At 61.1% G+C, this 25,854-nt stretch carries 18 protein-coding genes and 1 pseudogene; 11 read left to right on the forward strand and 8 right to left on the reverse strand.

What is annotated here, in order from left to right; genetic code table 11:
* The first annotated feature begins 218 nt into the window (after positions 1–218).
* The 10 genes and pseudogenes from IPM16_04035 to IPM16_04080 all read left to right on the forward strand — a co-directional run bounded on the left by IPM16_04035 (position 219) and on the right by IPM16_04080 (position 13,159).
* Positions 219–1,088 (forward strand): sugar ABC transporter permease, encoded by an 870-nt coding sequence (locus IPM16_04035; protein ID MBK9122280.1) that lies wholly within the window; start codon positions 219–221, stop codon positions 1,086–1,088.
* 9 nt (positions 1,089–1,097) lie between these two features.
* On the forward strand, positions 1,098–1,931 hold the full coding sequence (locus IPM16_04040) for a carbohydrate ABC transporter permease (GenBank protein ID MBK9122281.1): 834 nt from the start codon (positions 1,098–1,100) through the stop codon (positions 1,929–1,931).
* Positions 1,932–2,106: 175 nt separating this feature from the next.
* A complete protein-coding gene (locus IPM16_04045) occupies positions 2,107–3,606 on the forward strand; it encodes an alpha-N-arabinofuranosidase (GenBank protein MBK9122282.1) in 1,500 nt (499 codons plus the stop codon).
* Between the two features lie 106 nt (positions 3,607–3,712).
* Positions 3,713–4,684 (forward strand): annotated as a pseudogene (locus tag IPM16_04050) (glycoside hydrolase family 43 protein).
* Between the two features lie 525 nt (positions 4,685–5,209).
* Positions 5,210–6,859: a ribulokinase gene (gene araB, locus IPM16_04055; GenBank protein MBK9122283.1), complete on the forward strand. Its 1,650-nt coding sequence runs from the start codon at positions 5,210–5,212 to the stop codon at positions 6,857–6,859.
* Between the two features lie 3 nt (positions 6,860–6,862).
* Positions 6,863–7,513 (forward strand): L-ribulose-5-phosphate 4-epimerase, encoded by a 651-nt coding sequence (locus IPM16_04060; GenBank protein MBK9122284.1) that lies wholly within the window; start codon positions 6,863–6,865, stop codon positions 7,511–7,513.
* A gap of 22 nt (positions 7,514–7,535) precedes the next feature.
* Positions 7,536–9,041, forward strand: a complete 1,506-nt coding sequence (araA, locus tag IPM16_04065; protein ID MBK9122285.1) for an L-arabinose isomerase — start codon at positions 7,536–7,538, stop codon at positions 9,039–9,041.
* Between the two features lie 39 nt (positions 9,042–9,080).
* The gene (locus IPM16_04070) at positions 9,081–10,574 is read left to right on the forward strand and encodes an alpha-N-arabinofuranosidase (GenBank protein MBK9122286.1); all 1,494 of its coding nucleotides are present in this window, start codon (positions 9,081–9,083) and stop codon (positions 10,572–10,574) included.
* Between the two features lie 19 nt (positions 10,575–10,593).
* On the forward strand, positions 10,594–11,643 hold the full coding sequence (locus IPM16_04075) for an alcohol dehydrogenase catalytic domain-containing protein (protein ID MBK9122287.1): 1,050 nt from the start codon (positions 10,594–10,596) through the stop codon (positions 11,641–11,643).
* A 31-nt stretch (positions 11,644–11,674) separates the two neighbouring features.
* Positions 11,675–13,159, forward strand: a complete 1,485-nt coding sequence (locus IPM16_04080; GenBank protein MBK9122288.1) for an alpha-glucosidase/alpha-galactosidase — start codon at positions 11,675–11,677, stop codon at positions 13,157–13,159.
* A 17-nt stretch (positions 13,160–13,176) separates the two neighbouring features.
* Here IPM16_04080 and IPM16_04085 read toward each other — a convergent pair whose 3' ends face one another.
* From IPM16_04085 to IPM16_04105, 5 genes are all read right to left on the reverse strand, one after another.
* Positions 13,177–14,217 (reverse strand): arabinan endo-1,5-alpha-L-arabinosidase, encoded by a 1,041-nt coding sequence (locus IPM16_04085; protein ID MBK9122289.1) that lies wholly within the window; start codon positions 14,215–14,217, stop codon positions 13,177–13,179.
* Positions 14,218–14,361: 144 nt separating this feature from the next.
* Complete coding sequence (locus IPM16_04090) at positions 14,362–15,396, reverse strand: LacI family DNA-binding transcriptional regulator (protein MBK9122290.1); 1,035 nt, start codon at positions 15,394–15,396, stop codon at positions 14,362–14,364.
* A 113-nt stretch (positions 15,397–15,509) separates the two neighbouring features.
* Complete coding sequence (locus tag IPM16_04095) at positions 15,510–16,610, reverse strand: hypothetical protein (protein ID MBK9122291.1); 1,101 nt, start codon at positions 16,608–16,610, stop codon at positions 15,510–15,512.
* A gap of 16 nt (positions 16,611–16,626) precedes the next feature.
* The gene (locus IPM16_04100; protein MBK9122292.1) at positions 16,627–17,646 is read right to left on the reverse strand and encodes a hypothetical protein; all 1,020 of its coding nucleotides are present in this window, start codon (positions 17,644–17,646) and stop codon (positions 16,627–16,629) included.
* Positions 17,647–17,810: 164 nt separating this feature from the next.
* Positions 17,811–19,994, reverse strand: coding sequence for an ABC transporter substrate-binding protein (locus IPM16_04105; protein MBK9122293.1), 2,184 nt, complete (start codon positions 19,992–19,994; stop codon positions 17,811–17,813).
* A 165-nt stretch (positions 19,995–20,159) separates the two neighbouring features.
* Here IPM16_04105 and greA point away from each other — a divergent pair, with 165 nt between their 5' ends.
* The gene (gene greA, locus IPM16_04110) at positions 20,160–20,627 is read left to right on the forward strand and encodes a transcription elongation factor GreA (GenBank protein MBK9122294.1); all 468 of its coding nucleotides are present in this window, start codon (positions 20,160–20,162) and stop codon (positions 20,625–20,627) included.
* A gap of 53 nt (positions 20,628–20,680) precedes the next feature.
* Here greA and IPM16_04115 read toward each other — a convergent pair whose 3' ends face one another.
* The 3 genes from IPM16_04115 to IPM16_04125 all read right to left on the reverse strand — a co-directional run bounded on the left by IPM16_04115 (position 20,681) and on the right by IPM16_04125 (position 25,845).
* The gene (locus IPM16_04115; GenBank protein MBK9122295.1) at positions 20,681–22,087 is read right to left on the reverse strand and encodes a hypothetical protein; all 1,407 of its coding nucleotides are present in this window, start codon (positions 22,085–22,087) and stop codon (positions 20,681–20,683) included.
* 108 nt (positions 22,088–22,195) lie between these two features.
* On the reverse strand, positions 22,196–24,700 hold the full coding sequence (topA, locus tag IPM16_04120; GenBank protein ID MBK9122296.1) for a type I DNA topoisomerase: 2,505 nt from the start codon (positions 24,698–24,700) through the stop codon (positions 22,196–22,198).
* A gap of 62 nt (positions 24,701–24,762) precedes the next feature.
* The gene (locus tag IPM16_04125) at positions 24,763–25,845 is read right to left on the reverse strand and encodes a mannose-1-phosphate guanylyltransferase (GenBank protein ID MBK9122297.1); all 1,083 of its coding nucleotides are present in this window, start codon (positions 25,843–25,845) and stop codon (positions 24,763–24,765) included.
* Positions 25,846–25,854: the final 9 nt, after the last annotated feature.

Here is a 25,854-nt window from a genome sequence, read left to right on the forward strand (position 1 = left end):
GCGGTAGATGTAAGCGATCTACCCCCACCACCCGGATGGGAAGGCCACGTAATCCTGATCGCCGCGTCGGGTGCTGGTTCGATATACTACAGTCGTACCACATGCCTGTCTCGACAGGTTGAATAGGCCGTTTTCTTGTAGAGGACCAGTTTGACATGACATCAATGACAGCTGGGCTGCCAGATGTAAATAGGCCCAAACCTCGGTTTACTGTTAGCTTGAAGAGGCGGGAGGCAATTGCTGCATATCTCTTCCTGCTGCCCTTCTTGGCCTTCTTTGCGGTCTTCACGGTTCGTGCTGTTATCAACGCCGTTCAGATCAGCTTCTACGAATACCAAATCTTGCGGCCCGCGCGTCCATACATTGGTTTCGACAATTACCTTGAGCTGTTCAACGACGACATCTGGTGGCAGTCCCTTGAACAGACCATCATATTCACGTTGATGACAGTGGCTGGCACTTCAGTTGTCGCCCTGATCAGTGCAGTTGCCGTAACGCAGCCCATCAAAGGTCAAGGTTTCTTCCGTGTCCTTCTGTACATGCCGAGCCTATTCTCGGTCGGCGCCGTTGGGCTGATCTGGGTGTGGCTGCTAAATACCCAGTACGGCGTACTCAACTACTTCCTGAGTTTCCTCGGTGTGAGGCCGATTGGTTGGCTCAGCGATCCGAATCTAGTCGTGCCATCGTTGAGCCTAACAACGGTGTGGTGGACGTTTGGGTTCCCCATGCTGATATTCATTGCAGGCCTACAAGGGATACCTGAAACACTGTATGAAGCCGCTCGGATTGACGGCGCTAACGGGCGTCAGGTCTTCTTTCGGATCACGCTGCCGCTGCTTCGCCCGACAATCCTCTTCGTCACGGTAACAGGCGTTATCGCGCACTTTCAGGTTTACGGTCAGCCCTTCATCATGACGACCGGTGGTCCGGGTCGCGAATCCTATACGGTTATCTACTACTTGTATCAGATTGCGTGGACGGCGTTCCGCATGGGCTACGGTGCGGCGATCGCCGTCGTCCTTGCCCTGATCATCGCAACTGTTACGGCCATCCAGTTCTTCTTCATCGGCCGGCGCGTGGAGTACTAGGAGGAGATCATGGGACACCGACTAAGAAATCTCCCTGCGTACACGTGGTTGATCGTGATGTCGATCTTCGTGATGATGCCGCTGCTCATCGCGATCTCGCAATCGCTCATGACGAATGCCGAGGTCAACCGCTGGCCGCCACAGATTATCCCGGCCAACCCAACGCTCGATAATATGCGTCAGGTGCTCACCCAGCAGGACCTGCGCATCGACGTATGGCTGCGCAACAGCTTGCTTGCGGCGACGGGCTATACGGTCGCGGTGCTCGTGCTGTGCGCACCCGCCGCGTATGCATTCGCGCGCCTGCGCTTCCCGGGCAACAATATCCTGTTTGCGATCCTGCTCATCACCATCATGATTCCGTCGCAGGTGACGCTGATCCCGAACTATCTATTGATGCGCGACTTGAAGTGGCTGGACACGTTTAACGCCCTGATCTTCCCGGGCGCGGCCAACGTGTTCGGCGTGTTCCTGCTGCGCCAGTTCTTCATGTCGATCCCGACCGAGCTTGAAGAAGCGGCGGTGCTGGACGGCGCGAGCTACTTTGGGCGCTTCTGGCATGTCGTGCTGCCGCTGTCGACGAATGCACTTGTCGCGCTGTCGATCTTCATCTTCCTGGGTCACTACAACGACCTGTTCTGGCCGTTCATCGTCACCAACAGTCTTGAAACGCGCACATTACCGGTTGGCTTGACGATCTTGAACTCCTCGTATGCAGGTCAGTACCGGCCGATGGTGCTGTCAGGAGCGGTCCTGTCCACCATTCCGATCCTGATCGTGTACGTATTGTTCCAACGTCGAATTATCCGCGGTGTGATGCTGACCGGTATGGCCGGGCGATAGATAGTACGGCCAAAAGGTCACCGAACGAGGCGGTGAGCGCATCGCCGTCTCGACATAAAGCGCCCGAACGCACGGCGCTCCCGTGAAGTCGAGTTCAGGACTACGATCTCTGGTTGTTGTTGCCCGAATACAGACCCAAATACCCGGTTCTGCCAATGCTGAAGGATAGAGGGTAATGTCCAATTCAAACGAGTCGCACGTCTACATCGACACCAATAGAGTCATCAGTGCCATCTCGCCGCTGCTGTTCAGCGGGTTCGCCGAGCACATGGGGCGCTGCGTCTATGAAGGCATCTACGATCCCGCGTCGCCACATGCGGACGCAAACGGCCTACGCAAGGACGTGCTCGCCGTCCTGAAAGAGATGAACTATCGCTCGATCCGCTATCCGGGTGGTAACTTTCTCAGCGGCTACCGGTGGGAAGACGGCGTCGGCCCGCGCGACAAGCGGCCCACACGCCGCGATCTCGCGTGGCGCTCGATCGAGACCAACCAGTTTGGCACCGACGAGTTCATGGCGTTCTGCAAGCAGATCAACACCGAGCCGATGATGGGCGTCAATATGGGGACTGGCACCATTCAGGACGCGGCCAATCTGGTCGAGTACTGCAATATGCCAGTCGGCACGAAGTACGCTGACATGCGTGCCGCTAACGGGCATCGCGACCCGTACGGCGTGAAGTACTGGTGTGTCGGCAACGAGATGGACGGCCCGTGGCAGATCGGGCATCTCGATGCCGTGGAGTACGGGCAGAAGGCCCGCGAAGCCGCCAAGATGATGCGCATGCACGACCCGTCAATTGAGCTCGTATTGTGCGGATCGTCGCATTCGAACATGCCGACTTATCCGGAGTGGGACCGTGTGGCGCTCGAATTCTGCTACGACCACGTCGATTACCACTCGATGCACTACTACGCCACCAACTATGAGGACGATACCCTGAGCTATCTGGCGCTCAGCGCGGAATTCGAGAGCTTCGTCGATACCCTCACCGGCGTGCTGCGCTACGTCAAGGCGAAGCGTCGCTCGAAGCGTGACGTCTACCTGTCATGGGACGAGTGGAATGTGTGGTACAAGGATCGCAGCGGTGACGGGGGCTGGACCGAAGCGCCGCACCTCAGCGAAGAAGTCTACAACCTCGAGGACGCACTCGTCGTCGCGCAGTGGATGAACGTGTTCCTTCGCCGCTCGGACGTGCTCAAGGTGGCGTGCCTTGCGCAGATCGTCAACGTGATCTCCCCGCTGACGACGACACGCGATTCACTGCTCAAGCACACGACCTATTACCCGATCGCGCTGTTTAACCGTCTCGCGTCCGGCGATGCGCTTGACGTCGCCGTTACGTCACCGACCTATGAGACGGAGAAGTTCGGCGCGATGCCGCTGCTCGACGTATCCTCGTCGTTCGATGCCGCGACTGGCAGTAACGCTGTCTACATCGTCAACCGCAGCCTGAGCGAGCATGTACCATTGACGATTCACTGGCAGGACCGCAAGCCGTCGAGCGTGAAGGGTGCGTATCAACTGGCCGGCACCGACCCGAAAGCCGTCAACTCGTTCGAGAACCCGGACGTCGTCGTCACCAAGTCGATTGCGGCGCCGGCGGTGCAGGACGGCCAGTCTCAGCTCGTACTGCCACCGCTGTCGTTCACGGTGTTGGAGTGCGGGCTCTAGACGGGACATCGATTGTGCACGGTGCTTGGGACCCTGCGAAGAGCAGGTGCGATCACCGGCGCCGGATTGGAGGGACGCATGAGAAAGACGTTGATCACCCTTTGCGCTGCTCGGCGTATGCTTCAGCCTCGCAACCGTGACTAACGCTCAGGATGCGGGCGAACCCGGCGTGCTGCGCAACCCGCTCAATCCGTACGGCGGGCCGGACCCGTGGATTCAATACTACGAGGGTTACTACTACCTCGCCACTACGACCGGCCGGTCCGAACTCGTCATGAGCAAGTCGGAGACGCTGGCCGGGCTTAAGACCGCCGTCCCTTACCGTATCTATTTCGAAACCGATCCGTCGCGCTGCTGTAATATGTGGGCACCCGAGTTTCACCTGCTTGATGGCCCGAACGGACCACGCTGGTACTACTACTACAGCGCCGGGACGTCTGGCACGCTCGACAATCAGCGTACTCACGTGCTGGAAAGTGAAGGCACCGACCCGATGGGGCCGTATACGTACAAGGCGCGGGTGTTCGATCCGGTCAATGACGTGTGGGCGATCGACGGCAGCATCCTTCAGCTAAACGGAAACCTATACTTCCTGTTTTCCTCATGGGTTGGGCCGAACCAGTCGATGTTCATCGCGCCGATGAGCGACCCGTGGACGATCTCCGGCCCGCGGGTACTGCTTGCCGCGCCGGAATACGACTGGGAGAAGTCCGGCGCTAACGTCACCGAGGGGCCCGTCGCGCTGTATCACGGCGACGACGTGTTCATCGTGTATTCGGCCAGCTACTGTGTGACGCCCGACTACAAGCTCGGGATCCTGCAATACACCGGCGGCGATCCCCTAAAGACCGAGTCGTGGGTCAAGTATCCCGAGCCGCTGTTTGAACGCTCCGACGAGAACAGCGTGTTCGGCCCCGGGCACAACGGATTCTTCATGTCGCCGGACGGCACAGAGTACTGGATCGTCTACCACGCGAACGACTCCGTCCAAGGTGTTTGCGATGATCGCCGGACGACGCGAGTTCAGAAGTTCACGTGGGGCGATGACGGTCTGCCGGTATTCGGCACGCCGGTACCGACGACCGAAGTCATCGAGGCGCCGTCGGGTGACAACGGGATCGATCCGGTGCCGGACTTCGGCGTTTCTCTCTCTCGCTTCCGCGCGAAGGGGTATGCCGAAGCGTATCTCGGACACTCCGCAGGCGTCGCACAGATACAGATTTCGCCAAACCCGATCGCCAACTCGGAGTTCTTCGTCGTGCCAGGACTGGCCGATCCTGAAGCCGTCTCTATCCGGTCAATCAGCCTGCCCGGGTTCTTCTTGCGACACCGGGACAACGCGATCGTATTTGCCGCGCATGACGGCAGCGAGACGTTCACCGAGGACGCGACATGGCGCATCATTTCCGGCTTAGCTGACCCGGAATGGATATCATTAGAGTCATACAACCGGCCCGGTTTTGTGGTCGGACAGCAGTTTGGGGTTGTCGCATTGGTGCCGGTGAGCGATACGATGTCGGACCGCATGAAAGAGGATGCCACGTTCCTCGAAGAGCGGTGACTCGTTTGCCGGCGCGGCGGACAGCGGGAATAGGACTGGACGATGTATACGATAGGCATTGACTTCGGAACGCTCTCAGGCCGTGCCCTGCTGGTGGATGTCAGCAACGGGCGCGAGATCGCCACGGCGGTCTTCGACTACCCGCACGGCGTCATGGACGAGACGCTACCGTCCGGTAAGCGGCTCGGCCCGGAATGGGCGCTCCAGCATCCGCAAGACTATCTCGACGTTTTCACGCATACCATACCGGCCGTGCTGAAGGAGAGCGGAGTCGATCCGGCTCAGGTCGTCGGGCTTGCCGTGGACTTCACCGCCAGCTCGCCGATGCCCGTCAAGGCCGACGGCACACCGCTGTGCTTCCTCGACGCATACCGTGACGAGCCGCATGCGTACGTCAAGCTGTGGAAACATCACGCCTCACAGCCGCAGGCCGATCGCATCAACGCAGTCGCGCGTGAGCGCGGCGAATCGTGGCTCAAGCGCTACGGCGGCAAGTACTCGTCGGAGTGGTTCTTCAGCAAGCTGCTGCAAATCCTCGACGAGTCGCCGGCAGTCTATCGCGCCATCGACACGTTCATCGAAGCGGCCGACTGGGTAATCTGGCAGCTTACCGGCGTGATGACCCGCAACACGTGCACTGCAGGGTACAAGATGCTGGTTCAGGACGGGCGCTATCCGTCGCCGGGATACTTTGCCGCGCTGCACCCGGATTTTGGAGATGTCATCGCGACCAAGGTGACCGGCGAGTTCGCGCCGCTCGGCGGTAAGGCAGGCTCGCTGACGCCGCAAATGGCGGAGAAGCTCGGGCTTCCTGCCGGGATCGCCGTGGCCGTCGCCAACGTCGACGCGCACGTCACGGCGCCGGCGGTCAAGGCGACCCAGCCCGGCGTCATGGTCATGATCATGGGGACATCGACCTGCCACATCATGTCCGGCGACTCGCTGCAAGAGGTCGACGGCATGTGCGGCGTGGTCGACGGCGGCATTATCGACGGCCTCTACGGGTACGAGGCTGGGCAGTCCGGTGTCGGTGACATCTTCGCGTGGTTCGTCGAGAATGCGGTCCCACCGGAGTACCACGACGCGGCAAAGGCCGCGGGGCTCAACCTGCACGAGTACCTTGAACGCGAGAGCGCCAAGCAGAAGCCCGGCGAACACGGCCTGCTCGCGCTCGACTGGTGGAACGGCAACCGCTCGACGCTGGTCGACACTGAACTCAGCGGCCTGCTGATTGGTGCGACGCTCGCGACCCGCGCACCGGACATCTACCGTGCGCTGATCGAGTCGACCGCGTACGGCACGCGCGAAATCATCGAAGCCTTCGAGGCTCGCGGCGTCGAAGTCAAGGAACTGGTCGCGGCGGGCGGCCTGCCAGAAAAGAACGCGCTTCTGCGCCAGATCTACGCCGACGTTACCGGCCGCGAACTGCGGCTGGCCGGATCGTCACAATCGCCTGCGCTCGGCTCGGCCATGCACGCCGCCGTTGCGGCAGGCGTGTACCCCGATATCCACGCGGCGGCCGAGAAGATGGGCAAGCTGAAGTCCGACGTTGTGCGCCCCATTGGCGAAAATCAAGCGATCTACGACCGGCTGTATGCCGAATACAAGACGCTGTACAGCTACTTCGGGCGCGGAGCCAACGACGTGATGAAGCGCCTGAAGAAGCTGCGCAACGAAGTACGGGGAGAGTGAGCCATGCTTCTGCCTGAACTCCGGCGTACCGTGTGCGACCTGCACGCCGAGCTTCCGAAGAACAATCTCGTCGCGTGGACGAGCGGCAACATCAGCGCGCGCGACCCGGAGACCGGCCTTGTCGTTATCAAGCCCAGCGGCATCAAGTTCCCCGACCTCACACCGGAAAACATGGTCGTCGTCGACATCGACGGCAACATCGTCGAATCCGACTACAAGGCGTCGTCCGATACCGCCTCGCACTGCTACATCTACCGGCACATGCCGGCAGTCAACGGTATCGTCCATACGCACTCGCGCTATGCAACCGCCTTCGCCACGCTGGCGCGCGAAATCCCGTGCGTGACGACCGCGATGAGCGACGAGTTCGGCGGACCGATCCCGTGCGGCGGCTTTGCGTTGATCGGCGGCGAGCAAATTGGGCAGGTCGTGGTCGACACGCTCAAGGGCAGCCGAAGCCCCTCATGCCTGCTGCAAAGCCATGGCGTATTTGCCACCGGGCCAAGCGCGGAGAGCGCCGTCAAGGCGGCTGTGATGACGGAAGACAACGCCGCGATCGTTTGGACTGCGCTGCAGATCGGCACGCCGCTGACGATCGCGCAATCGGACATCGACAAGCTGTACGACAGGTATCAAAACGTCTACGGGCAGTAAATCCTGAAAGGTGTGTGCAATCATGATCGATCTCAGCACCTATGAAATCTGGTTCTTGACGGGCAGCCAGCACCTGTACGGGCCGGAAACGCTCGAGCAGGTGGCGGCGCACTCGCGCGAGATCGCGGCCGCGCTTGACGCGGCGCCCGCAATCCCGACCCGCGTGGTCTTCAAGCCTGTGCTCACGACGCCGGAACAGATTCACGGCATTTGCCTCGAGGCGAACGCTACGCCATCGTGTGTGGGAGTCGTCGCGTGGATGCACACGTTCTCGCCTGCGAAGAACTGGATCGCCGGGCTGACGGCTCTGAAGAAGCCGCTGGCGCACCTGCACACGCAGTACAACCGCGACATCCCATGGGCAGACATCGACATGGACTTTATGAACCTGAATCAAGCGGCCCACGGCGACCGCGAATTCGGGTTCATGGCAAGCCGCCTGCGCATGAACCGCAAGGTTGTCGTGGGTCACTGGAGCGACACGGAAGTTCAGGCACGGCTGGGCGTATGGTCGCGGGTTGCGTGCGCTTGGGCGGACATGCAGGGGATGCGGGTCGCCCGGTTCGGCGACAACATGCGCTCGGTCGCAGTGACCGAAGGCGACAAGGTCGAAGCGCAGATGCGGCTCGGCTATCAGGTCTACGGCTACGGCGTTGGGGATCTGGTGGCGCAGGTGAACGCTGCCACCGAACATGACATCAATGCGATGATCGACGCCTATGAAGCCGAGTACGACGTGGCGCCCGATCTGCGGCGCGGCGGCGCACGCCACGACTCCGTTCGCGAAGCCGCACGAATCGAGGTCGGGCTGCGCCGGTTCCTCGACACGGGGCACTTCAAAGCATTCACGACGACGTTTGAGGACTTGCACGGTCTGGCCCAGCTTCCGGGCCTGCCTGCGCAGCGGCTGATGAACGACGGATTCGGGTTCGGTGCGGAAGGCGACTGGAAGACGTCGGCCTTGCTGCGCGCATCGAAGGTCATGGCCAGCGGCCTGCCCGGCGGTACCTCGTTCATGGAGGACTACACGTACCACCTCGATCCGGCCGGGATGCGTGTCCTCGGGGCGCACATGCTCGAAATCTGTCCATCGATTGCCGGTGGCAAGCCAAGTCTTCAGGTTCACCCGTTGGGCATCGGCGGAAAGGCCGACCCGGCACGCTTGGTCTTCGATACGCCGCCCGGACCCGCCATCAACGCTTCGCTGGTGGACATGGGTAACCGCTTCCGGCTTATCGTGAACGATGTTGACGTAGTGACTCCCGACCAACCGATGCCGAAGTTGCCGGTTGCTCGCGCGCTCTGGATCCCGCAGCCCGACCTCAAGCTCGGTGCGGCCGCGTGGATTTACGCAGGCGGCGCGCATCACACTGTCTTCAGCCAGTCGCTTACGGCGGAGTACATGGCCGACTTCGCGGACATCGCAGGTATCGAGTATGTTCGCATCGACACCAGCACGACGCTGTACACGTTCAAGAACGAACTGCGTTGGAACGAGATGTACTACGCCCTGGCCAAGGGGTTCTAGCACGCGCACGACGGCGAACGCCGGGAAAGCAGCCGAACGGTGAACACACTCAAAATCTACGCCGACCAGCCGGTGGGCAAGATCAATCGGCACATCTACGGACATTTTGCCGAGCACCTCGGGGCGTGCATCTACGACGGTATCTACGTCGGCGAAGACTCGCCAATCCCCAATGTGCGCGGCATGCGCTCCGACATCGTCGAGGCCATGCGCCAGATCAAGGCGCCCAATCTGCGCTGGCCGGGCGGATGCTTCGCCGATGTGTATCACTGGCGTGACGGCATTGGACCGAAGGCGCAGCGCCCGCTGCGGCTCAACTTCTGGGGGAACGCGCCGGAGACGAATGCTTTTGGAACGCACGAGTTTCTGGATCTGTGCGAGCAGATCGGCTGCGACCCGTACATTGGCGGCAATGTCGGCAGCGGCACCGTGCAGGAAATGCGCGACTGGATCGAATACCTGACTTCGAACTACGACAGCACGCTCTCCAACGAGCGGCGAGCCAACGGTCGCGAGCAAGCGTGGTCAATCCCGTTCTGGGGTATCGGAAACGAGAACTGGGGCTGCGGCGGCCTGATGACGCCCGAATACATGGCCGACCTGTACTGCCAGTATCACAACTTCATGAAGAACTACGGCGAAACGCCGATGATGCGGATCGCCAGCGGACTGGGCGGCAGCGACACCAACGCGGAAGACGTCGCGATCTTCATGGACCGCATCATGAACCGGCGCCATCCCGTGCGCACCGACGGCCTGAGCATCCACTATTACGTGTACCTGCCGAATCAGCCCCGGCACTCGGCAACGCAGTTTGGCGAGGCAGAGTGGTACGAGGTACTCAAGCTGGCGAGTGACATAGACGGTGTCGTCGCCAAGAACGCCGCGGTGCTGGACAAATACGATCCGGACAAGCGCATTTGGCTAATCGTGGACGAGTGGGGCGCGTGGTATCCGGTCGAACCGGGCACCAATCCGGCGTTTCTATACCAACAGAACTCGATGCGCGATGCGATTGTCGCCGCGCTGACACTGCATATCTTTCAGGACCACTGCGAACGTGTGCAGATGGCGAACATCGCGCAGACCGTGAACGTTATTCAGGCGTTGTTTCTGACCAAGAGCGAAAAGCTCGTTTACACGCCGACGTTCCACGTGTTCGACATGCTCAAAGGGCATCAGGACGCCACGGCACTGAGCTATGAGCTGGCAACACGTACAATCGACGTGGACGGCGCGCCGCTGGTTGGGATCAGCGCGGGCGCTTCGCGCGCGGGGAACGGCGATGTGCTGATCACGTTAGCCAATCTTCATGCAGGAGACTCCGCTCAACTCGACATCGAGTTGTCCGGCATGTCGGCCACGCTGGTCAGCGGCGTAGAGCTGTCGGCCGATCACATCACCGCACACAACACGTTCGAGGAACCCTCCCGCGTGACGCCGAGGCGCTTTGACGGCGCGGTGATCGAAGACGGCACACACATTCGCACGCAGCTTCCGGCCGCCTCCGTCGTGGCCTTGACACTGCGCTGAGTTGTAAGGAGCAGTGACCATGAGAGCAGCACGGCTTCACGGAGCACGTGATATTCGCGTTGACGCATTGAGCGATCCGGGTGAAGTTGGCCACGGGGATGTGTTAATTCGCGTTGGCGCGGTGGGAATCTGCGGGTCGGACTTGCACATGTACGAGGACGCCCGCATCGGAGATACCACGTTCGACACGCCGCTGATCCTCGGCCATGAGTTCATGGGCGAGATCCTCGCCGTCGGTGAGGGTGCGATCGGTGGGCATCATCAGCCGCTGGACGTCGGCCAGCGCGTCGCCGTCGATCCGTCGACGCCCTGTATGCACTGCGAAATTTGCGAGCTGGGCCACCCCAACCTGTGCCCGAACCACACGTTTTACGGCGTTTATCCAACTAACGGCGCGCTGTGCGAGTGCATGATCGTGCACGCGCGCAACTGCTTCCCGATCCCCGATTCAATCAGTAACGGCGCGGGTACACTGCTGGAGACGCTCGGCGTGGCCATTCATGCCGTCGACCTCGGCCATCTGCGCGTGGCCGACAGCGTCGCCGTGATCGGGTGCGGGCCGGTTGGCTTGCTCATCCTGAGGCTGGCGAAGCTGGCTGGATCGGCGCCGGTCTACGCGTTCGACAAGTTCCCGTGGCGAGTCGAGAAAGCGCGCGAGACCGGCGCAACCGTGTGGAACGTTGATGAGGTCGACCCCGTCACCGTTTTGCATGAGGCGACCGGCGGGCGCGGAGTCGATGTGGTCTTCGAAGCCGCATGGGCCGATCATTCCGTGCAGATGGCGGCAGACATGGCACGTGTGGGCGGGCGGGTCGTGTTGGTGGGTATCCCCGGTGATGACCAGCTCCATATGCGGCACGGCACGGCACGGCGCAAAGGATTGTCGATCATGATGGCGCGCCGCATGAAGCACACGTATCCACGAGCGATCAAGTTGGTCACTAGCGGTGCGCTCGATGTCGATGATCTGGTATCGCATCACGTCACGCTGGACGACGTACCGCGTGCGTTCGAGATGAACACGCACTACGAAGACAACGTGCTCAAGATCATCGTCGATATCAATTGAGCCGCTGAGGCGGACGCCTCTGGAGAGCGACATGCCAATCAAGATCGCTATGATCGGGGCCGGGTCGATCGGCTTCACGCGCCGCCTGATACTCGACATTCTCGCCGTGCCAGAGCTGGTCGATACGCAGTTTGCGCTGATGGACATCAACGCGCGCAATCTGGATATGGTTGCCCGGCTGTGCGGGCGTGATATCGCTTCCAATGACCTGCCCGCGACGATCCACACAACGATCGATCGGCGCGAGGCGATTGCTGACGCCGATTACGTCATCTGCATGATCCGGCAGGGCGGGTTGGACGCGTTTCAGATCGATATCGACATCCCGCTTATGTACGGTGTCGATCAATGCGTTGGCGATACGCTGTGCGCTGGCGGGTTGATGTATGCCCAGCGCACGATTCCGGTACTCCTTGGCATCTGCAAGGATATCCGCGAGGTCGCCAAGCCGGATGTGCTGTTCCTCAATTACTCAAACCCGATGGCCATGAATGTGTGGGCGTGCAATGCCTACGGCGGTGTGAACACGATCGGGTTGTGTCACGGCGTCCAGCACGGGCATCACCAGATCGCTGCGGTAATCGAACGGTGGGCGCACGCCGAAGGATTAATCGGTTCCGACGAACGGGTAACACGCAAGGATGTCGACATTGTCTGCGCCGGGATCAATCACCAGACGTGGTATATCAAGGTGCAGTGGCACGGCATGGACATGGTTCCCCGCCTGCTCGACCTGTTCGAGGTGCACCCGGAGTACCGCAAGACCGAGAAGGTGCGGATCGACATGCTGCGCCGGTTCGGCTACTACAGCACCGAATCGAACGGTCACCTCAGCGAATACGTCCCTTGGTACCGCAAGCGTGTCGACGAGATCCCTCAATGGATCGACCTATCAAGTTGGATTAACGGCGAAACGGGCGGTTACCTGCGCGAATGTACGGAACGCCGTACGTGGTTCGAAACGGAATTCCCAGAGTGGATGGCGGAAGAACCGCCGAAGATCAGCCCGTCGATCCGCAGCGAGGAACACGGATCGTACATCATCGAAGGTCTTGAGACAGGGCGTATCTACCGCGGACACTTCAACGTCGTCAATCACGGCCACATCACGAACTTGCCGGATGGGTGCGTGATCGAGATTCCGGGCTACGTCGACCTCAACGGCATCTCTATGCCGGTGGTTGGTGATCTCCCGCTGGCGTGCGCAGCGACTTGCGCGGCCAGCGTGCGGGTGCAGCAGATGGGGATGGAGGCGGCAGTTCGGGGCGACGTCACGCTGTTGAAACAGGCCATGCTGCACGACCCGCTGATCGGCGCAGTCTGCAGCACCGAAGAGGTGTGGCAGATGACTGACGACCTACTCGTCGCGCAGGCGCAGTGGTTGCCCAATTACGCAAAGTCGGAGATCGACGCCGCACGCGCGCGACTTGCCGCACATACAGCCAATGGCACACGCGTACAGCTGCGTGATGGATGGGCGGGTGCGGCAAGGGTTCCGATCGGCACAACTGGCTAGTTTTGGCTGATTACGGCCTAATCCTCCGGCCCCATGCCGGGCACGTAGGGCCAACCCTCGTCGTCCCACAGCAGGTGAGCGATGCGCAGCGTGGAGATTCCGCCCTGCACCTGATCGTAAGAGTGGTAGACGATGTAGTCGTTACCGTCTACACTGAAAATGCCGTTGTGACCCGGCCCGCGCCAGCGCCCCTGCGGCCATAGTATCTGAGTGCCGCCGTCCTCCATCATCGGGATGTCGTCGCGGTCGACATACGGCCCCGTGATCGACTCCGAGCGCCCCACACGCACGTTGTAGGTGCTGTTGATGCCGTTGCAGCACTGATCGAACGACACGAACAAATAGTAGTAGTCGCCCCGGCGGATGATGAACGGCGCTTCAATCGCGCGCGGGTGTTCAGCGCGCGAGGCGACGTCGTACAGCGTGTCGTCCTCGGCCGATTGCAGGCCCGTGTCGTAGTCGAGGCGGATCATCTTGATCCCGCTCCAGTGGCTGCCAAACACGAGCCAGGGCATGCCGTCTGCGTCCAGAGCGAGGTTGGCGTCGATGGCGTTCCAGTTCGAGTTGTGGTCGGACTTGACCACGATGCCGTGGTGCACCCATTCGTAGTCCGGGTCTGCATAGTCCAGCGACAGGTTGGTCGCCAGCCCAATCGCCGACCGGCTTGAGCCGAACGTCGACACAGAGTAGTAGAGGTGATAGCGATCGTTCCAGTACGAGATGTCCGGCGCCCAGATATCAGTCGCTCCCGGCACCCATGAGAAGACCTCCTCAGGATTGCCTTGGAAGACCGTGCCGCCCCGTGCGACGCGCCACGTACGCATGTCGGGCGAACGTTTCATGGGGACGCCAGTACCAGTGTGAAACAGGTAATAGTAGTCGCCGTGTTTGATCATCACCGGATCGTGCACGTTCATGATGGCCCCGCTGATGTCCAACGCGCCAGTCTCTTCCGCGCCTTGCGCCGCTGCCGCGAATGGCAGGAACCCTGCTGCACGCCCGCCAATCAGCGCACCCAACCCGAGCATGCCGCCTTTTAGGAACGATCTGCGTTTCATTCGTAAGTACTCCAAGCATTTTTGGCGCTGCGTCGAATGGCATCGCCATGAAATCGTATGCATTGGATTCTACGGCGCGATGCGGGTGCTGTCAAACAGCCGCTGTCCATGCCGAATGGTTTGTAGCAGTGCGTCGGAAAGCTTCTATGTAGAGTCGCGGACGATCAGTCTCGTCTTGCCGGACAGCCATGACCGCGGCATTCCGGGGTCCGCGATTCGCCGAAATAGGCTCTCGGCGAGCTTGCGACCGATTTCGACCGAGTCCTGCGCGATTGTGGTCAATGCAGGGCGAACGATACTAGCTTCGGGGATGTCGTCGAAACCCATGACGGCGATGTCTTCCGGAACGCGGAGCCCCGCCGCCTGAAAGCCGAGGATGGCGCCGATCGCCATCAAGTCGTTCAACGCGATGACCACCGAGGGAAGCTCGCTCGCTTGCAGGAGCTGGCTGGCGGCACGCTTTCCGCTCTCGATTGTAAAGTCCCCAATTGCGACATGCTCGGGATGAATCGTCAGCCCAAGCCTTGTCAGTGCGCCGTTGATAGCCGTCACTCGACGCCGGCCAGCATCGATATCGTCGCCGACACCAATCAAACCAAAGCGCCGATGCCCGCGCCCGTTGGCTAGCCAAACCGTCGCGTCGGCAAGCGATGTTTGATCGTCGTAGTGAACGACGTCGATCAGCGGGTGATCGATCTGATCGCCGAGCACAGCCACAGGGGTCTGTGTGCGGGCGATGAACTCCGCGAGGTCGGGTGTCCGCAAGTGAATCGGGACCATAATGACGCCGTCGACAGGCCGCCGCGTGACTGCCTCGCAGAAGTGCACTTCGTTGCGGTGCACATGATCGGTATTCGCAATCATTACGTCATAGTCGTATGACGTCGCGACGTCTTGTATCGACGCGACGATGGGGTGGTAGAAGCTGTTGGAGATATGCGCCACCATGACCGCGATCATCTGCGTCTTCTGTGTGCGCAGACTGCGTGCCAGCACGTTGGGGTGATAATTCAGTTCAGCGACCGCCGCCATGACACGCGTACGCGTCTCGTCGCTGATCGAAATGTTGGTGTTTGCCTTATTGAGAACGCGCGATACCGTGGGCTGGGATACCCCGGCCAATTCAGCGACATCTCGCATGGTCGCAGACCGATGCGGCCGGAAGGACTTCTTCTTCATCAGGTGTGGCTTTCGCGTCGCGATAATCCCTTATCTATATCATAAGTCACACTATGAAAGATGCGCTAGCATCAGCCGCCGGAAAACACGCGGATTCGCACGACCGGGCCGGATTAGGGTGTGATAGGACGTTGTAGCCAGGCGCGCCACGTCGCTAAGGCCGGGCGAGGTTGCCCGCGTTCGTCATACAGCCCGGTATCGCGCCACGCGATCGTCAAGTCGTTTCGCCCACCAATCTGTTCCCAAAGCGTGTCGTAGTCGCGCAGTACAAAGTTGACGACGAATGCGAACCTGTACTGTGCGGCGGCGGCAAGCGTAAGCGTGATCCATTCGTTCTGCAGCTCGGGTGTTCCATCGAGCTGAATCGGAACGCCAACGTCGATAACAAAGGATTGAGCCGGATAGCCGGTTTCCGAAACCGCCATCGGCTTATCGATCAATTCGGCGAGTTCATCGTAGATCGAATGCGGGATACCCTGTGTCATGAACCGCGTCATGTACGGATAGATCGAGAGCGCGACGATGTCTGTATAGTCGGCGATATCCGCTAAGGCACGCATCTGGTCGCCATGATTGGCGTCCGTATAGCCATCAAGCAGATCGATACCGGTGACTGAGACCATTACCGGAAGGTCGGGATAGCGCTGTTTCAGGTGCTCGTACGTCGCGCGGTGAAGCACCATGTAGGCGTCCCACAGGTCGGGTCGCAGTTTCACCAAGAGGTTCACTTCGATGCCAAACAGCACGAAATCAGGCTCGAAGAAGGCGATGATGCGGTCGGCGTAGGCTGTAAAGGCGCCGACGACATCCGGATGATCGAACCGGTAGCGGTCAAAAGGCGATGGCAGCGGCATATCCTCCTGTACGCCTCGGTATGCCGCCAGCCCGTCACGTAGGAAGTTGATCGGCGTGAACGTCACCATCACCTTGTGCGTATCCGGCGTCAAGCTCCGGCGCAGCGCCCAGTCATCCTGAACCGCTTGCGCGAACGGCTCGTCGGCCAGTGCTTCCGGCCACGGAACACCGTTGTCGAAGTGATGGACGATCAGGTCCGCGTCTTCCGCGATCCGGTCGTACGCATAGCGCACCGCGTCCACGCTGATCTCGTGCGGAAACGGCGTGAAACCGAGGTAGAAGGACCGGGAATCTGCCGGCTGAGCGGCGAGCGCCCAACCAGTGCACAGCCCTAGCAGAACCAAGACGAAGCGCTTCACGAGATTGCGGCGAACGCTATGGCCCTGCAGGGACCGGCAGCACGCCGCGCCCGGTCGCGCCCGGAGCGTAACGCAGCAGCACTTCGTTGATGTAAAGTGGCTCACCCGACGTTCCGGTGTGCTTGATCTTCACTATCACCTTGTCGGGCGTCGCGCCGGTGAGCGGATCGACAAAAATGGCACCGACTTGATCGAGACTGCGCGAACCCTTGTCTTTACTGCCGTCGAGGAACTTCACCTTGACCGACGCGGTTGCGTCCGTCTGCGCGCGGTCGGTATCGTGATCGACCGACAGGTGAAACTCGGAATAGCGTGTCGGGCCGGTGTCGTGGGGAAGTCCGCTCAGTCCAGTGAGCTTGTACTTGAGGCTGCTGGATTCACCCGGGCCGGTCTTGAAACGAAACTTGCAGTCGACCGGCGCGCCCTTGCAGACAACCTTGTCACCTGCGGTATTCGTCCCGCCGACCGTCCACGGGGCGAGCACCTTGACGGTGTCGCCAAAATCGGTGTTCGTAAGGAGTTGATAGCGCGATCCGAACTCGACGGAATAACTGCTTGCCGAGCTGAGGGTGACTTGAGATCCGACCTGTAAGTACGACTTTCCGGCTCCTAGCGGAACCCACGTGAACGATCCTGCACCGCTTCCGCCCGTTGAGCAGTAGTATTCCAGCAAGCTCCCTAACGTCGGGGTGGGGAGGATAGCCCGGTAGACTGCGATAACCGTGTTGTTCGATGCGCCGCCGTTCAAGCTGCTTTCGTACGTATCCACGACCAAGTCGATCTGGAACGGCGCATTGATCTCGAACCACACCGTGTCGGATGCTGCCCCGCACGACGGCGCGGGCTCGCCTGTCTGTGTCGTCGCGTCTTGCGCGCTTCCGATTACGATGGTTGCGTTCATCACTTCGCGGGCCGTCAGCAAGCGTCGGTTCGCAAAGCTGTCGTTGGCGGGGGCGACGCGCGGCTCTTGCGCACGAACGCTGCCGATCAAGACGAGTAGCGTAACGACAAAGACGATGACCCGTGAGCCGTACATAGCGTGGATCCTCAGATGATGTCCAACACCAAGAGTATATGGGCAAATTGAAATAGCGGCGCAAGTGGCGTAGGTACAGAAACGACGCGTGCCAGAGGTCGACCTCTGGCACGCACTCGAAAACGATGGTGACGGCAAGGCGAACCCGCCGCCCTTGTTACAGCCTACATATACACTCGGTACGAGAACGTTACACTGCCCGGGCTGACTGCGTCGACGCGCAGCACGCCGCGTTTGCCGCCATCCGTGATGAACCCGACGGTCTGGCCGAACGCCAGCCCCAGCGCATTCAAGCTGACGCCGTTAGCCGACGAGATTGCATCGTGGTGCGCCGAGTTGAAGTCGAGACCCACCGTCAGCGCGCCAATGCAGCTTGCCGTATCGGCTGAACACACGCCCGGCGCCGACATCGTGCCGCCGCTGAAGAACAGGTCGTCTCCACCGAGGCCGTCGAGGTTGATGCCTACGCCGCTGTTGAGGGTGATCGACCCGGCGCTGGATGTTGCCCGGTCAAGCTTGTAGTTGAAGATGAAGCTGCCGTTGTTCCCTTCGCCCGGCCCTTCACTGACCTCGTTGTTGAGGTCTGCGACGATCACCGTCGAGTAGAAACCGGTCGTTCCCGACAGAGTAACAGGCAGGTTGACGACTTGTGACTGGCCCGAGCCCAGACCCGGCGCTGGTATCGTGATCCCGGCAAAAACTGCGCCCGGCTCGAAGCTGGCCGCAAACGCGACCTGCCCGGTCTGTCCGGCGCCAGCGTTCTGCACCGTCACAGATACGTTCGTGAGCGTGCCCCATGTAATCACAGCCGGCACGGCGCTCAGCACCACGACATCTGGTTGGCTTGGGGTTGCGGTCGGCGCTGGCGTGCTAGTCGGACCGGGGGTGGGGGTCGGCGGGGCAGCGATGACCGGCAGGGTCCGCAGATCGCCCGCCACGGTGGCGAGATTAGGCGCGAGCGAGATCCAGCCTTGGAGCCCGCGGAAGTTCAGCACACCCCATGTCAGGTCGAGGTTTGCGCCGATCAAGCGCACTTGTTCACCGTTGCGAAGCTGGCCGAGGATGTCGTAGATTGTGCTCGGCCCGGTGCGGACGTTCAGCACCTGACTGACGACCGTCGCGTAGACGCCGTCGAGCGTGGGGGTGAAGGTCGGCGTGTTGGTCGGGCGAGGCGTCGGCGTTGCGATTACGACGGGTGGCCGGCCATCGCCCGCTTCCGCCACGCGAATGCCATCTTCGAACCGGGCCAACACCTGAGCGCCGCCGCTGGCCGTGAACTGTACGACCGCGACGCTGTCGCTCGTTTCGCCGAGCGGCAATCGTGACGGCGACAGGGGGCCTTGCGCACCGGCGATACTGGTCAGCGCAAGGATGCTCTCCTGAAGCGACTGCGGGCGCTGCAGCCCGGCTGCGATCAACAACACGGCGTCGTAGCCGGACGCTTCCAGCGCGCCCGGAACGCGGCCGGTTGCCCGCGCGAAATCGAGCACGAACTGCTCGCTGGCCTCATCGGTGAGCGCAAACGACCAACTCAGCGGCGCGATTAGCCCGTCTAGAAGAGCAGGCGATAGGCCGGCGCGAAACTCCGGATCTTCGGCGCCGCCGTACGCCACGATTCCGCTGTACTGAGCGGCACGCAGCCCGATGTAGAACTGGTTGGCGACATCTGGCGCACCATATAGCACGAGCGCCTGCGGCGTCCGCTGAGTGACGCGCCGGACGAGGTTGTCTACGGTCTCATTGGCCGGGTCGAAGATAATCGCCGTGCCGAGCTGCGCGCCGAGCTGACGGACGGCCAGCGCGAAGCCGACCTGACCCGCGGTGCCGCTGGGATCGAGCAGGACGGTCTGCATATCGGTGATCGAAAAATCACGGATGATAATGTTGGCGAGGGCCTGCCCGTGAAGCTGCTCCGCCGACCGCGCGCGGAACAGACGATCGGTGCTTTCGTTCGCCAGCAGCGTATCGTCGATGGCAGCTGTGAGCACCGGCACGCTCATGTTTTGTAGGGCCAGCAAGTTGTCTCGTACTTGGTCGCCTGTGGTCGGCCCGACCACCGCGACGACGCCGGCATTGGTGAGGTTCCCGATCGCCGTCGACAGCGAACCCTGAACATCAGGGCCTTGTATTACGGCATCCAGGCGATACTGCTGCCCGTCTGCGCCGCGCAACCCGCCGGCCGCGTTGATCTGATTGATGGCAAGCTGTGCGCCAGCGGACAACGGTCCGTCGGGCGCGTCAAGGATTCCGATGCGGAACGCGGGTTCCCCCTGCGCGCTCACCGTGCCTATGACGAGCAGCACCATCGACAGGAGCGCCAATAACCTGACTACGGTTCGTGCGTTCATGTGCAAATACCTCCTGATTTCCTTGGAGTATAGCCGAACTACGCCTTGCCGCGCACGTCGACGGCCATCCGGAGGGCCGACGTTGTTGTTTCTAGTCAACACGTTTACAATAGCGTTATCCATTTTTACGACATAACGAGAAGCAGACCTGCAAGAGGTACGTCCATGAGCGATGAAGTATTCCTAACTGCCGAAGGCGCCGAGGGCTTGCGCCGGGAACTGGAGGACCTTATCACCCTCCGTCGGCCCGAGCTTGCGCAGCGGTTGAAAGAGGCTGTCGCAGATGGCGATCTCAAGGAAAACGCGAACTACCATGACGCCAAGGAACAGCAGTCGTTCATGGAGGGGCGAATCCAGTACCTGCAGGATGTTCTGCGCCGCGCGCAGATTATCTCAAACGACGGGCCGTCCGACGTGGTCCGCGTGGGCAGCACCGTGACCATTCAAGAGGCGGGAATCGACGACGACGAAACCTACACCATTGTAGGCGCCGCCGAGGCCAACCCGAGCGACGGCAAACTGTCGGCTAAAAGCCCGATCGGTGCTGCGCTGCTCGGTCACAAGCGAGGATCGAAGGTTACCGTTGAGGCGCCGGGTGGAAAGATCGTGTTCAAGATCAAAGCCATCAGCTAGCTGTCACCGAAGCGCAGAACACAACGCCCCGCGTTCATGCGGGGCGTTTTCGTTTAGTCGTCGAGCGGGTCAAAGTCGGCCGTCCCGCCGAACGGATCATCATCGAACGGCGTTGGGTCCGGTTGTCGGGGCGGGGGCGCCTGCCGTGGAGGCGGAGCGACGATCGGCGGAGTGTACACCGTGCCGGATGATGTCTGGCTCGGCGGGGTGTACGGTGGCACAGGCGGCGGCGCGTACGGGCTGGGCGCAGGCGCGCTGATCGGCGCGTAGTTCATCGGTTCAGGTGCTGGCGCCGGTGCCGGCGCCGGTGCCGGCGCCGGTACATATGCTGGCGACGGGGCCGTGGCTGGTGAGGGGACAGCGGCGGTACCCTTATGCCACGCCTCCATCTTGATCGTCAGCTTGTCGAAGGTGGAGTTTGGCGCGGTCGCGGTCGGCGTTACCTCGAGCAGCGTTGCCTGTACGAGGATGCGATCGGTCTCAAGTGTCACCATCGTGCCGGGCTGGGCGAGGACGATGTCGGCGGCCGGATCCTTGACCTTCTCCTCAAGCTCGGTTCGCACTTCCGGCGTGCTGTAAGCCTTCTCCGACGCGAATACTTTAGCGATCTGATTTACGAAATCCTCTTTGTCGAACAGCCAGATTTCGACTGCTGCGACATCGTTACCGAGTTTCTTGGCAATCGCCGCGCCGCACTCGCCGAAGAACACCTTGTCGGCATTCTCGATGGCGAACGAGTCGTCGAACTGCCGGCCTTTGGTGTAGACCGACAAGCGCTGCGTCAGCGCCGCACCATATGGATTGGTCGGAGCGGCGGCGGCCGCCTCTCGACGCATTTCCTCTTCTTGGTGCCGTCGTGCGCGCATAGCCTCGATATTGGCTTTGCGCTGAATGTCCTCTTCGGTCTTTGGCCGGAGCGCCTCGCGGATCGGCAGCACCACGTTCGGCTTGATCAGGATACGCCACGCGATCGACACGATCACTGCCAGTACGATCGTGATGACGATTGCGAGCAGTAACATCAGAACATCGCTGATCGCCGAACCGGGTTTCGGAGCTTCACGTCCCTGCAGCGGCGAACCGTCGCTGTTGTACACTAACGGGCGTAATTCGATGAGCGCCGCCTGTACGCTCTCGTTGGTTTCGACAATGAGTCGTTCAACTGTGCCGGCGGGGTCTTCGACCAGTGCCAGATAGCGTTGAATGTCCGCGTCGTTATAGATCTCGGCGGCCTTTGCCGCGGCGATGAGCTTCACCCATTCGTCGCGCCACTCTTCCCGCAGTTGGTGAGGTGCGCCGTCATAATACCGGACCGGGTTGAGCACGTAACCCCAGAACAACCCGAACAACATGGCGAGGACGAGGGCCACGACCGTGACAATCGTCGGCATGTGCGGCTTCAGTACGATGACGTACACGCCATTGTACGAGTCGATCAGCCACTGACGTAAACCCTTCATAAGCGGTGTCTCTCCAAAATCGCGTTGCGGATCTACAGCGCGTGAAGCGCAAGCGAACAGAGGTTAGTATACTGCCATCTCAGGCGTGCTACAAAAAAGACCGCGGGACTAACCCGCGGTCTTGCGCTTGCGTTGTGTAAACTCGCCAGCGGGTTCGGGCTCGGCTTGCCGTCCCTTGCGCGAAGGAAGCCGCCACGCCGTATAGTTGCAGTCTGGGTAGCGCGAACAGCCGTAGAACGTGCGTCCGGACTTTGCCTTGCGCTGGATGAGTTCGCCGCCGTGCTCAAGCCCACACTGCGGGCAGGTTACGCCAGTCCGTTCGATATACGGCTCGGTATGCTTGCAATCAGGGTAGCGTGAACACCCGATGAACTTACCGAAGCGGCCGTGTCTGATGATCAGGTCGCCAGTGTTGCACGTCGGGCAAATCCGGCCAATCTTCTCGACCGGCTGCGTCCGCGGCGCGTGATCGCGCGCTTGCTGCAGGTGGCGTGCGAACTGGTCGTAGAACCCGTGCAAGACGGGGACCCACTCCATGTCGCCTTCGGCAACGCTGTCGAGTTGGCCTTCCATGCGGGCCGTGAACTGGTAGTCCATAAAGTCCGGGAAGTACTTCACCAGCAGATCGTTCACGACACGCCCGACCTCGGTCGGCACCAGTCGCTTCTGGTGGCTTTCCACGTAGTTTCGGTCTTGGATGACGCCCACGATCGGGGCGTACGTGCTCGGCCGGCCGATGCCGTATTCTTCGAGCGTCTTGACCAGCGTCGCTTCCGTATAGCGCGGGGGTGGTTCCGTGAAGTGCTGCTCAGGCACCACGCGAAGCAGATCGAGCATCTCGCCCGCCGTCATGGTCGGGATGATGCGGCCCTCGTCGTCGTCTTGCGCCGCATCCTCCTCGCGGGAATCTTGATACAGTGCCATGAACCCGGCGAACTTCATGGTGCGCCCGCTTACCCGCAAGAGATAAGGGCGGTCTGCCGCGTTGGGGCCTGCCGAGATGTCGACGCGGAGCGTGTCATACACCGCCGGCGACATCTGGCTGGCGAGGAAGCGCTCCCAGATCAGTTTGTAGAGCTTGAACTGATCGCTGGACAGCGTCCCCTTGAGCGCCGACGGTTCGCGCAGAACGCTGGTGGGGCGGACTGCCTCGTGCGCTTCCTGCGCGCCTTTGGCCTTGGTCTTGTACACAGGCGGGCGCGCCGGCATAAAGTCCTTGCCGTAGCGGTTCGAGATGAACGTCCGCGCTTCCTGCTGTGCCTGGGAACTGACCGTCGTGCTGTCGGTACGCATGTACGTAATCAGGCCGACGGTCCCAGCCTTGCCGAGGTCGACGCCTTCATAAAGCTGTTGAGCGACCGACATCGTGCGGCGCGCGTTGAATCCGAGCCGGCGCGATGCCTCCTGTTGAAGCGTGCTGGTCGTAAACGGCGCGGAGGGGCGGCGCTGCATAGTGCCGACGACGACGTCTTTGACCGCATACGTGCTGCGCTTCAAGGCGTCGACGTGCGGCTTGACGTCACCTTCCGATGTCAGCCCCGGGTCTTCGCCGTTGATCTTGATCAGGCGCGCAAGAAATGGCCGGTCGCTTTTGGCGCCGTTGGGGCGCTGTTTGCGCAGTTCGGCGTCGATCGTCCAGTATTCTTCGGTGACGAACGCCTCGATCTCGCGCTCGCGATCGACCACCAGCCGCAGTGCGATACTTTGGACGCGCCCAGCCGACAAACGGCCGCGCACCTTTTCCCACAGCAGCTCGGACACCTGATAGCCGACGATCCGATCGAGGATGCGTCGGGCCTGCTGCGCGTTGACCAGCGCCATATCGACCGAACGTGGCTGCCCAAAGGCGTCTTTCACGGCGGACTCGGTGATCTCGTTGAAGACGACGCGCCGAACACGGTTCTCTTCCATGTTGGCAGCGTTAATGAGGTGCCACGCGATCGCTTCGCCTTCGCGGTCCGGGTCGGTCGCGAGGTAAATCTCGGCGGCGGAGTCGGCCGCGCGTTTGAGTTCGGCGACGGTGTCGCGCTTGTCGTTCGGTACGCGGTACGTCGGTTCGAAGTCGTTTTCGAGGTCGACCGACAATCTGCTGCTCAATAGGTCACGAACATGACCCTTCGATGCCTTTACGACGTACCCCGGCCCGAGGTAACGGCCGACGCTCTTGGCCTTTGCCGGCGATTCGACGATCACGAGCTTGCCGCTGCGCCGCCCCGACGGGGATGACGACGGCGCGCCGTTCTTGCTGTGTGTGGACGCCGATTTCGATTTGGACTTCGACTTCGATGTCGTTGACTTGCTCGCCGAAGTTCCACTCTTGCGAGCAATTTTCGACGCCGCGGCCTTGCTGCCGCCCTTGCGCGCCGACGATGACGACTTTGCCGTCTTGGGCTTGCTCGTCGACTTCTTTGATGCGGCGCGACTTGGCTTAGCGGCTTTGCTCTTTGGCGGCGCAGTCATGCCTTCGTGCGCATCGGTGCGACCTGCGCGAAACAGCTTGCCCCCGCACACCTGACACGTCCCGGACGTCGCCGGCGAGCCGTTGTCCATGAAGATGGCCTGAGGCGCTTGAATTTCACGCTTGGTCTTGCACTTAAAGCAATAGGCTTCCATGTATGGAAGTGATCCTCACTGAATTGACGGGTGTTGACACTCACGCTTGCCGAGCAGCGTGGTTACAGATAGCGGTCCTGACCGTCGGTCTTGAGCCGGTCGACCACCCTGCGGATCTCTTGTGCCCGCTCACGCGAGCATACCAGCAGTGCATCCGGCGTGTCTACAATGATTAGGTCCTCGACGCCGTATGCGACCGTCAGTTTGTTGCTCACGATCAAGGTGTTGTGCGATTCCATCAGGATGATTTCGCCGCGGTCGCCGCGAATGCAGTTGCCATCGTCGTCGTGCGGGAGCACCTCGAATAGGGAAGACCAACTGCCGACGTCGCTCCACCCGATATCGATCGGAATGACTGCGATGTCCTGCGCACCTTCCATCACCGCGAAGTCGACCGACTTGCGGGGCAGGCTGTCCCAGATGTCGTTCAGGACGGAATCGTACTTATCGGTGTGAATCGCTTGACCGATCCGCTGCAGCCCTTCGTACATCTCATGCTGCTGACGCTCGAACTCCTGCATGGCCTTACGGACAGTCCAGATAAACATGCCCGAGTTCCAACTGTAACCGCCATCAGCGACGAACGAAAGGGCGGTTTCGTAATCGGGCTTTTCCCTGAAGCCGAGCGACCGGTAAGCTGCCCAACCGTCAAAATCGCCGAGGCGGTGACCCTGATGAATGTACCCGAAGCCCGTGGCGGGGTAGGTTGGCGTGATTCCAAGCGTCACGATGTGCCCGTGCTGCGCCACGTTCGCGGCGGCGCTCAATACGGAACGGAAAAGGTCCGGCCGCCCGATATGGTGGTCGCTGGTCAGAATTGCGACCGTCGCATCTGGATCGCGCGCCGCGACGTGTGTCAGGCCCAGCCCGACAGCGGCGGCGCTGTCACGCCCGTTGGGTTCGACAATGAAGTTCTCGGCCGGGATATGCGGCGCATCCGAGCGTAGGCCGTCGACCATCGCGCGGCCCGTTACCACGATGATGCGCGACGGATCGAACATGTGGCGCAGGCGATCGATGCTGGCCTGAAACAAGCTGCGCTCGTCGGTCAGGGCGAGCATTTGCTTAGGCATGCTTTTGCGGCTGAGCGGCCACAGACGGGTTCCCCCGCCGCCCGCCAGAATCATGGCGTAGAAGTTATCCATTGAAGCAGA

This window comes from Candidatus Flexicrinis affinis (genome assembly GCA_016716525.1).
Lineage (GTDB): Bacteria > Chloroflexota > Anaerolineae > Aggregatilineales > Phototrophicaceae > Flexicrinis > Flexicrinis affinis.

What these genes read in the sequence shown, in the direction of transcription:
- IPM16_04040 (MBK9122281.1), top strand. Translation starts at nt 1,098, where the DNA reads ATGGGACACCGACTAAGAAATCTCCCTGCGTACACGTGGTTGATCGTG.
- IPM16_04045 (MBK9122282.1), top strand. Translation starts at nt 2,107, where the DNA reads ATGTCCAATTCAAACGAGTCGCACGTCTACATCGACACCAATAGAGTC.
- araB (MBK9122283.1), top strand. Translation starts at nt 5,210, where the DNA reads ATGTATACGATAGGCATTGACTTCGGAACGCTCTCAGGCCGTGCCCTG.
- IPM16_04060 (MBK9122284.1), top strand. Translation starts at nt 6,863, where the DNA reads ATGCTTCTGCCTGAACTCCGGCGTACCGTGTGCGACCTGCACGCCGAG.
- araA (MBK9122285.1), top strand. Translation starts at nt 7,536, where the DNA reads ATGATCGATCTCAGCACCTATGAAATCTGGTTCTTGACGGGCAGCCAG.
- IPM16_04075 (MBK9122287.1), top strand. Translation starts at nt 10,594, where the DNA reads ATGAGAGCAGCACGGCTTCACGGAGCACGTGATATTCGCGTTGACGCA.
- IPM16_04080 (MBK9122288.1), top strand. Translation starts at nt 11,675, where the DNA reads ATGCCAATCAAGATCGCTATGATCGGGGCCGGGTCGATCGGCTTCACG.
- IPM16_04085 (MBK9122289.1), bottom strand. Translation starts at nt 14,217, where the DNA reads ATGAAACGCAGATCGTTCCTAAAAGGCGGCATGCTCGGGTTGGGTGCG.
- IPM16_04090 (MBK9122290.1), bottom strand. Translation starts at nt 15,396, where the DNA reads ATGAAGAAGAAGTCCTTCCGGCCGCATCGGTCTGCGACCATGCGAGAT.
- IPM16_04100 (MBK9122292.1), bottom strand. Translation starts at nt 17,646, where the DNA reads ATGTACGGCTCACGGGTCATCGTCTTTGTCGTTACGCTACTCGTCTTG.
- IPM16_04105 (MBK9122293.1), bottom strand. Translation starts at nt 19,994, where the DNA reads ATGAACGCACGAACCGTAGTCAGGTTATTGGCGCTCCTGTCGATGGTG.
- greA (MBK9122294.1), top strand. Translation starts at nt 20,160, where the DNA reads ATGAGCGATGAAGTATTCCTAACTGCCGAAGGCGCCGAGGGCTTGCGC.
- IPM16_04115 (MBK9122295.1), bottom strand. Translation starts at nt 22,087, where the DNA reads ATGAAGGGTTTACGTCAGTGGCTGATCGACTCGTACAATGGCGTGTAC.
- topA (MBK9122296.1), bottom strand. Translation starts at nt 24,700, where the DNA reads ATGGAAGCCTATTGCTTTAAGTGCAAGACCAAGCGTGAAATTCAAGCG.
- IPM16_04125 (MBK9122297.1), bottom strand. Translation starts at nt 25,845, where the DNA reads ATGGATAACTTCTACGCCATGATTCTGGCGGGCGGCGGGGGAACCCGT.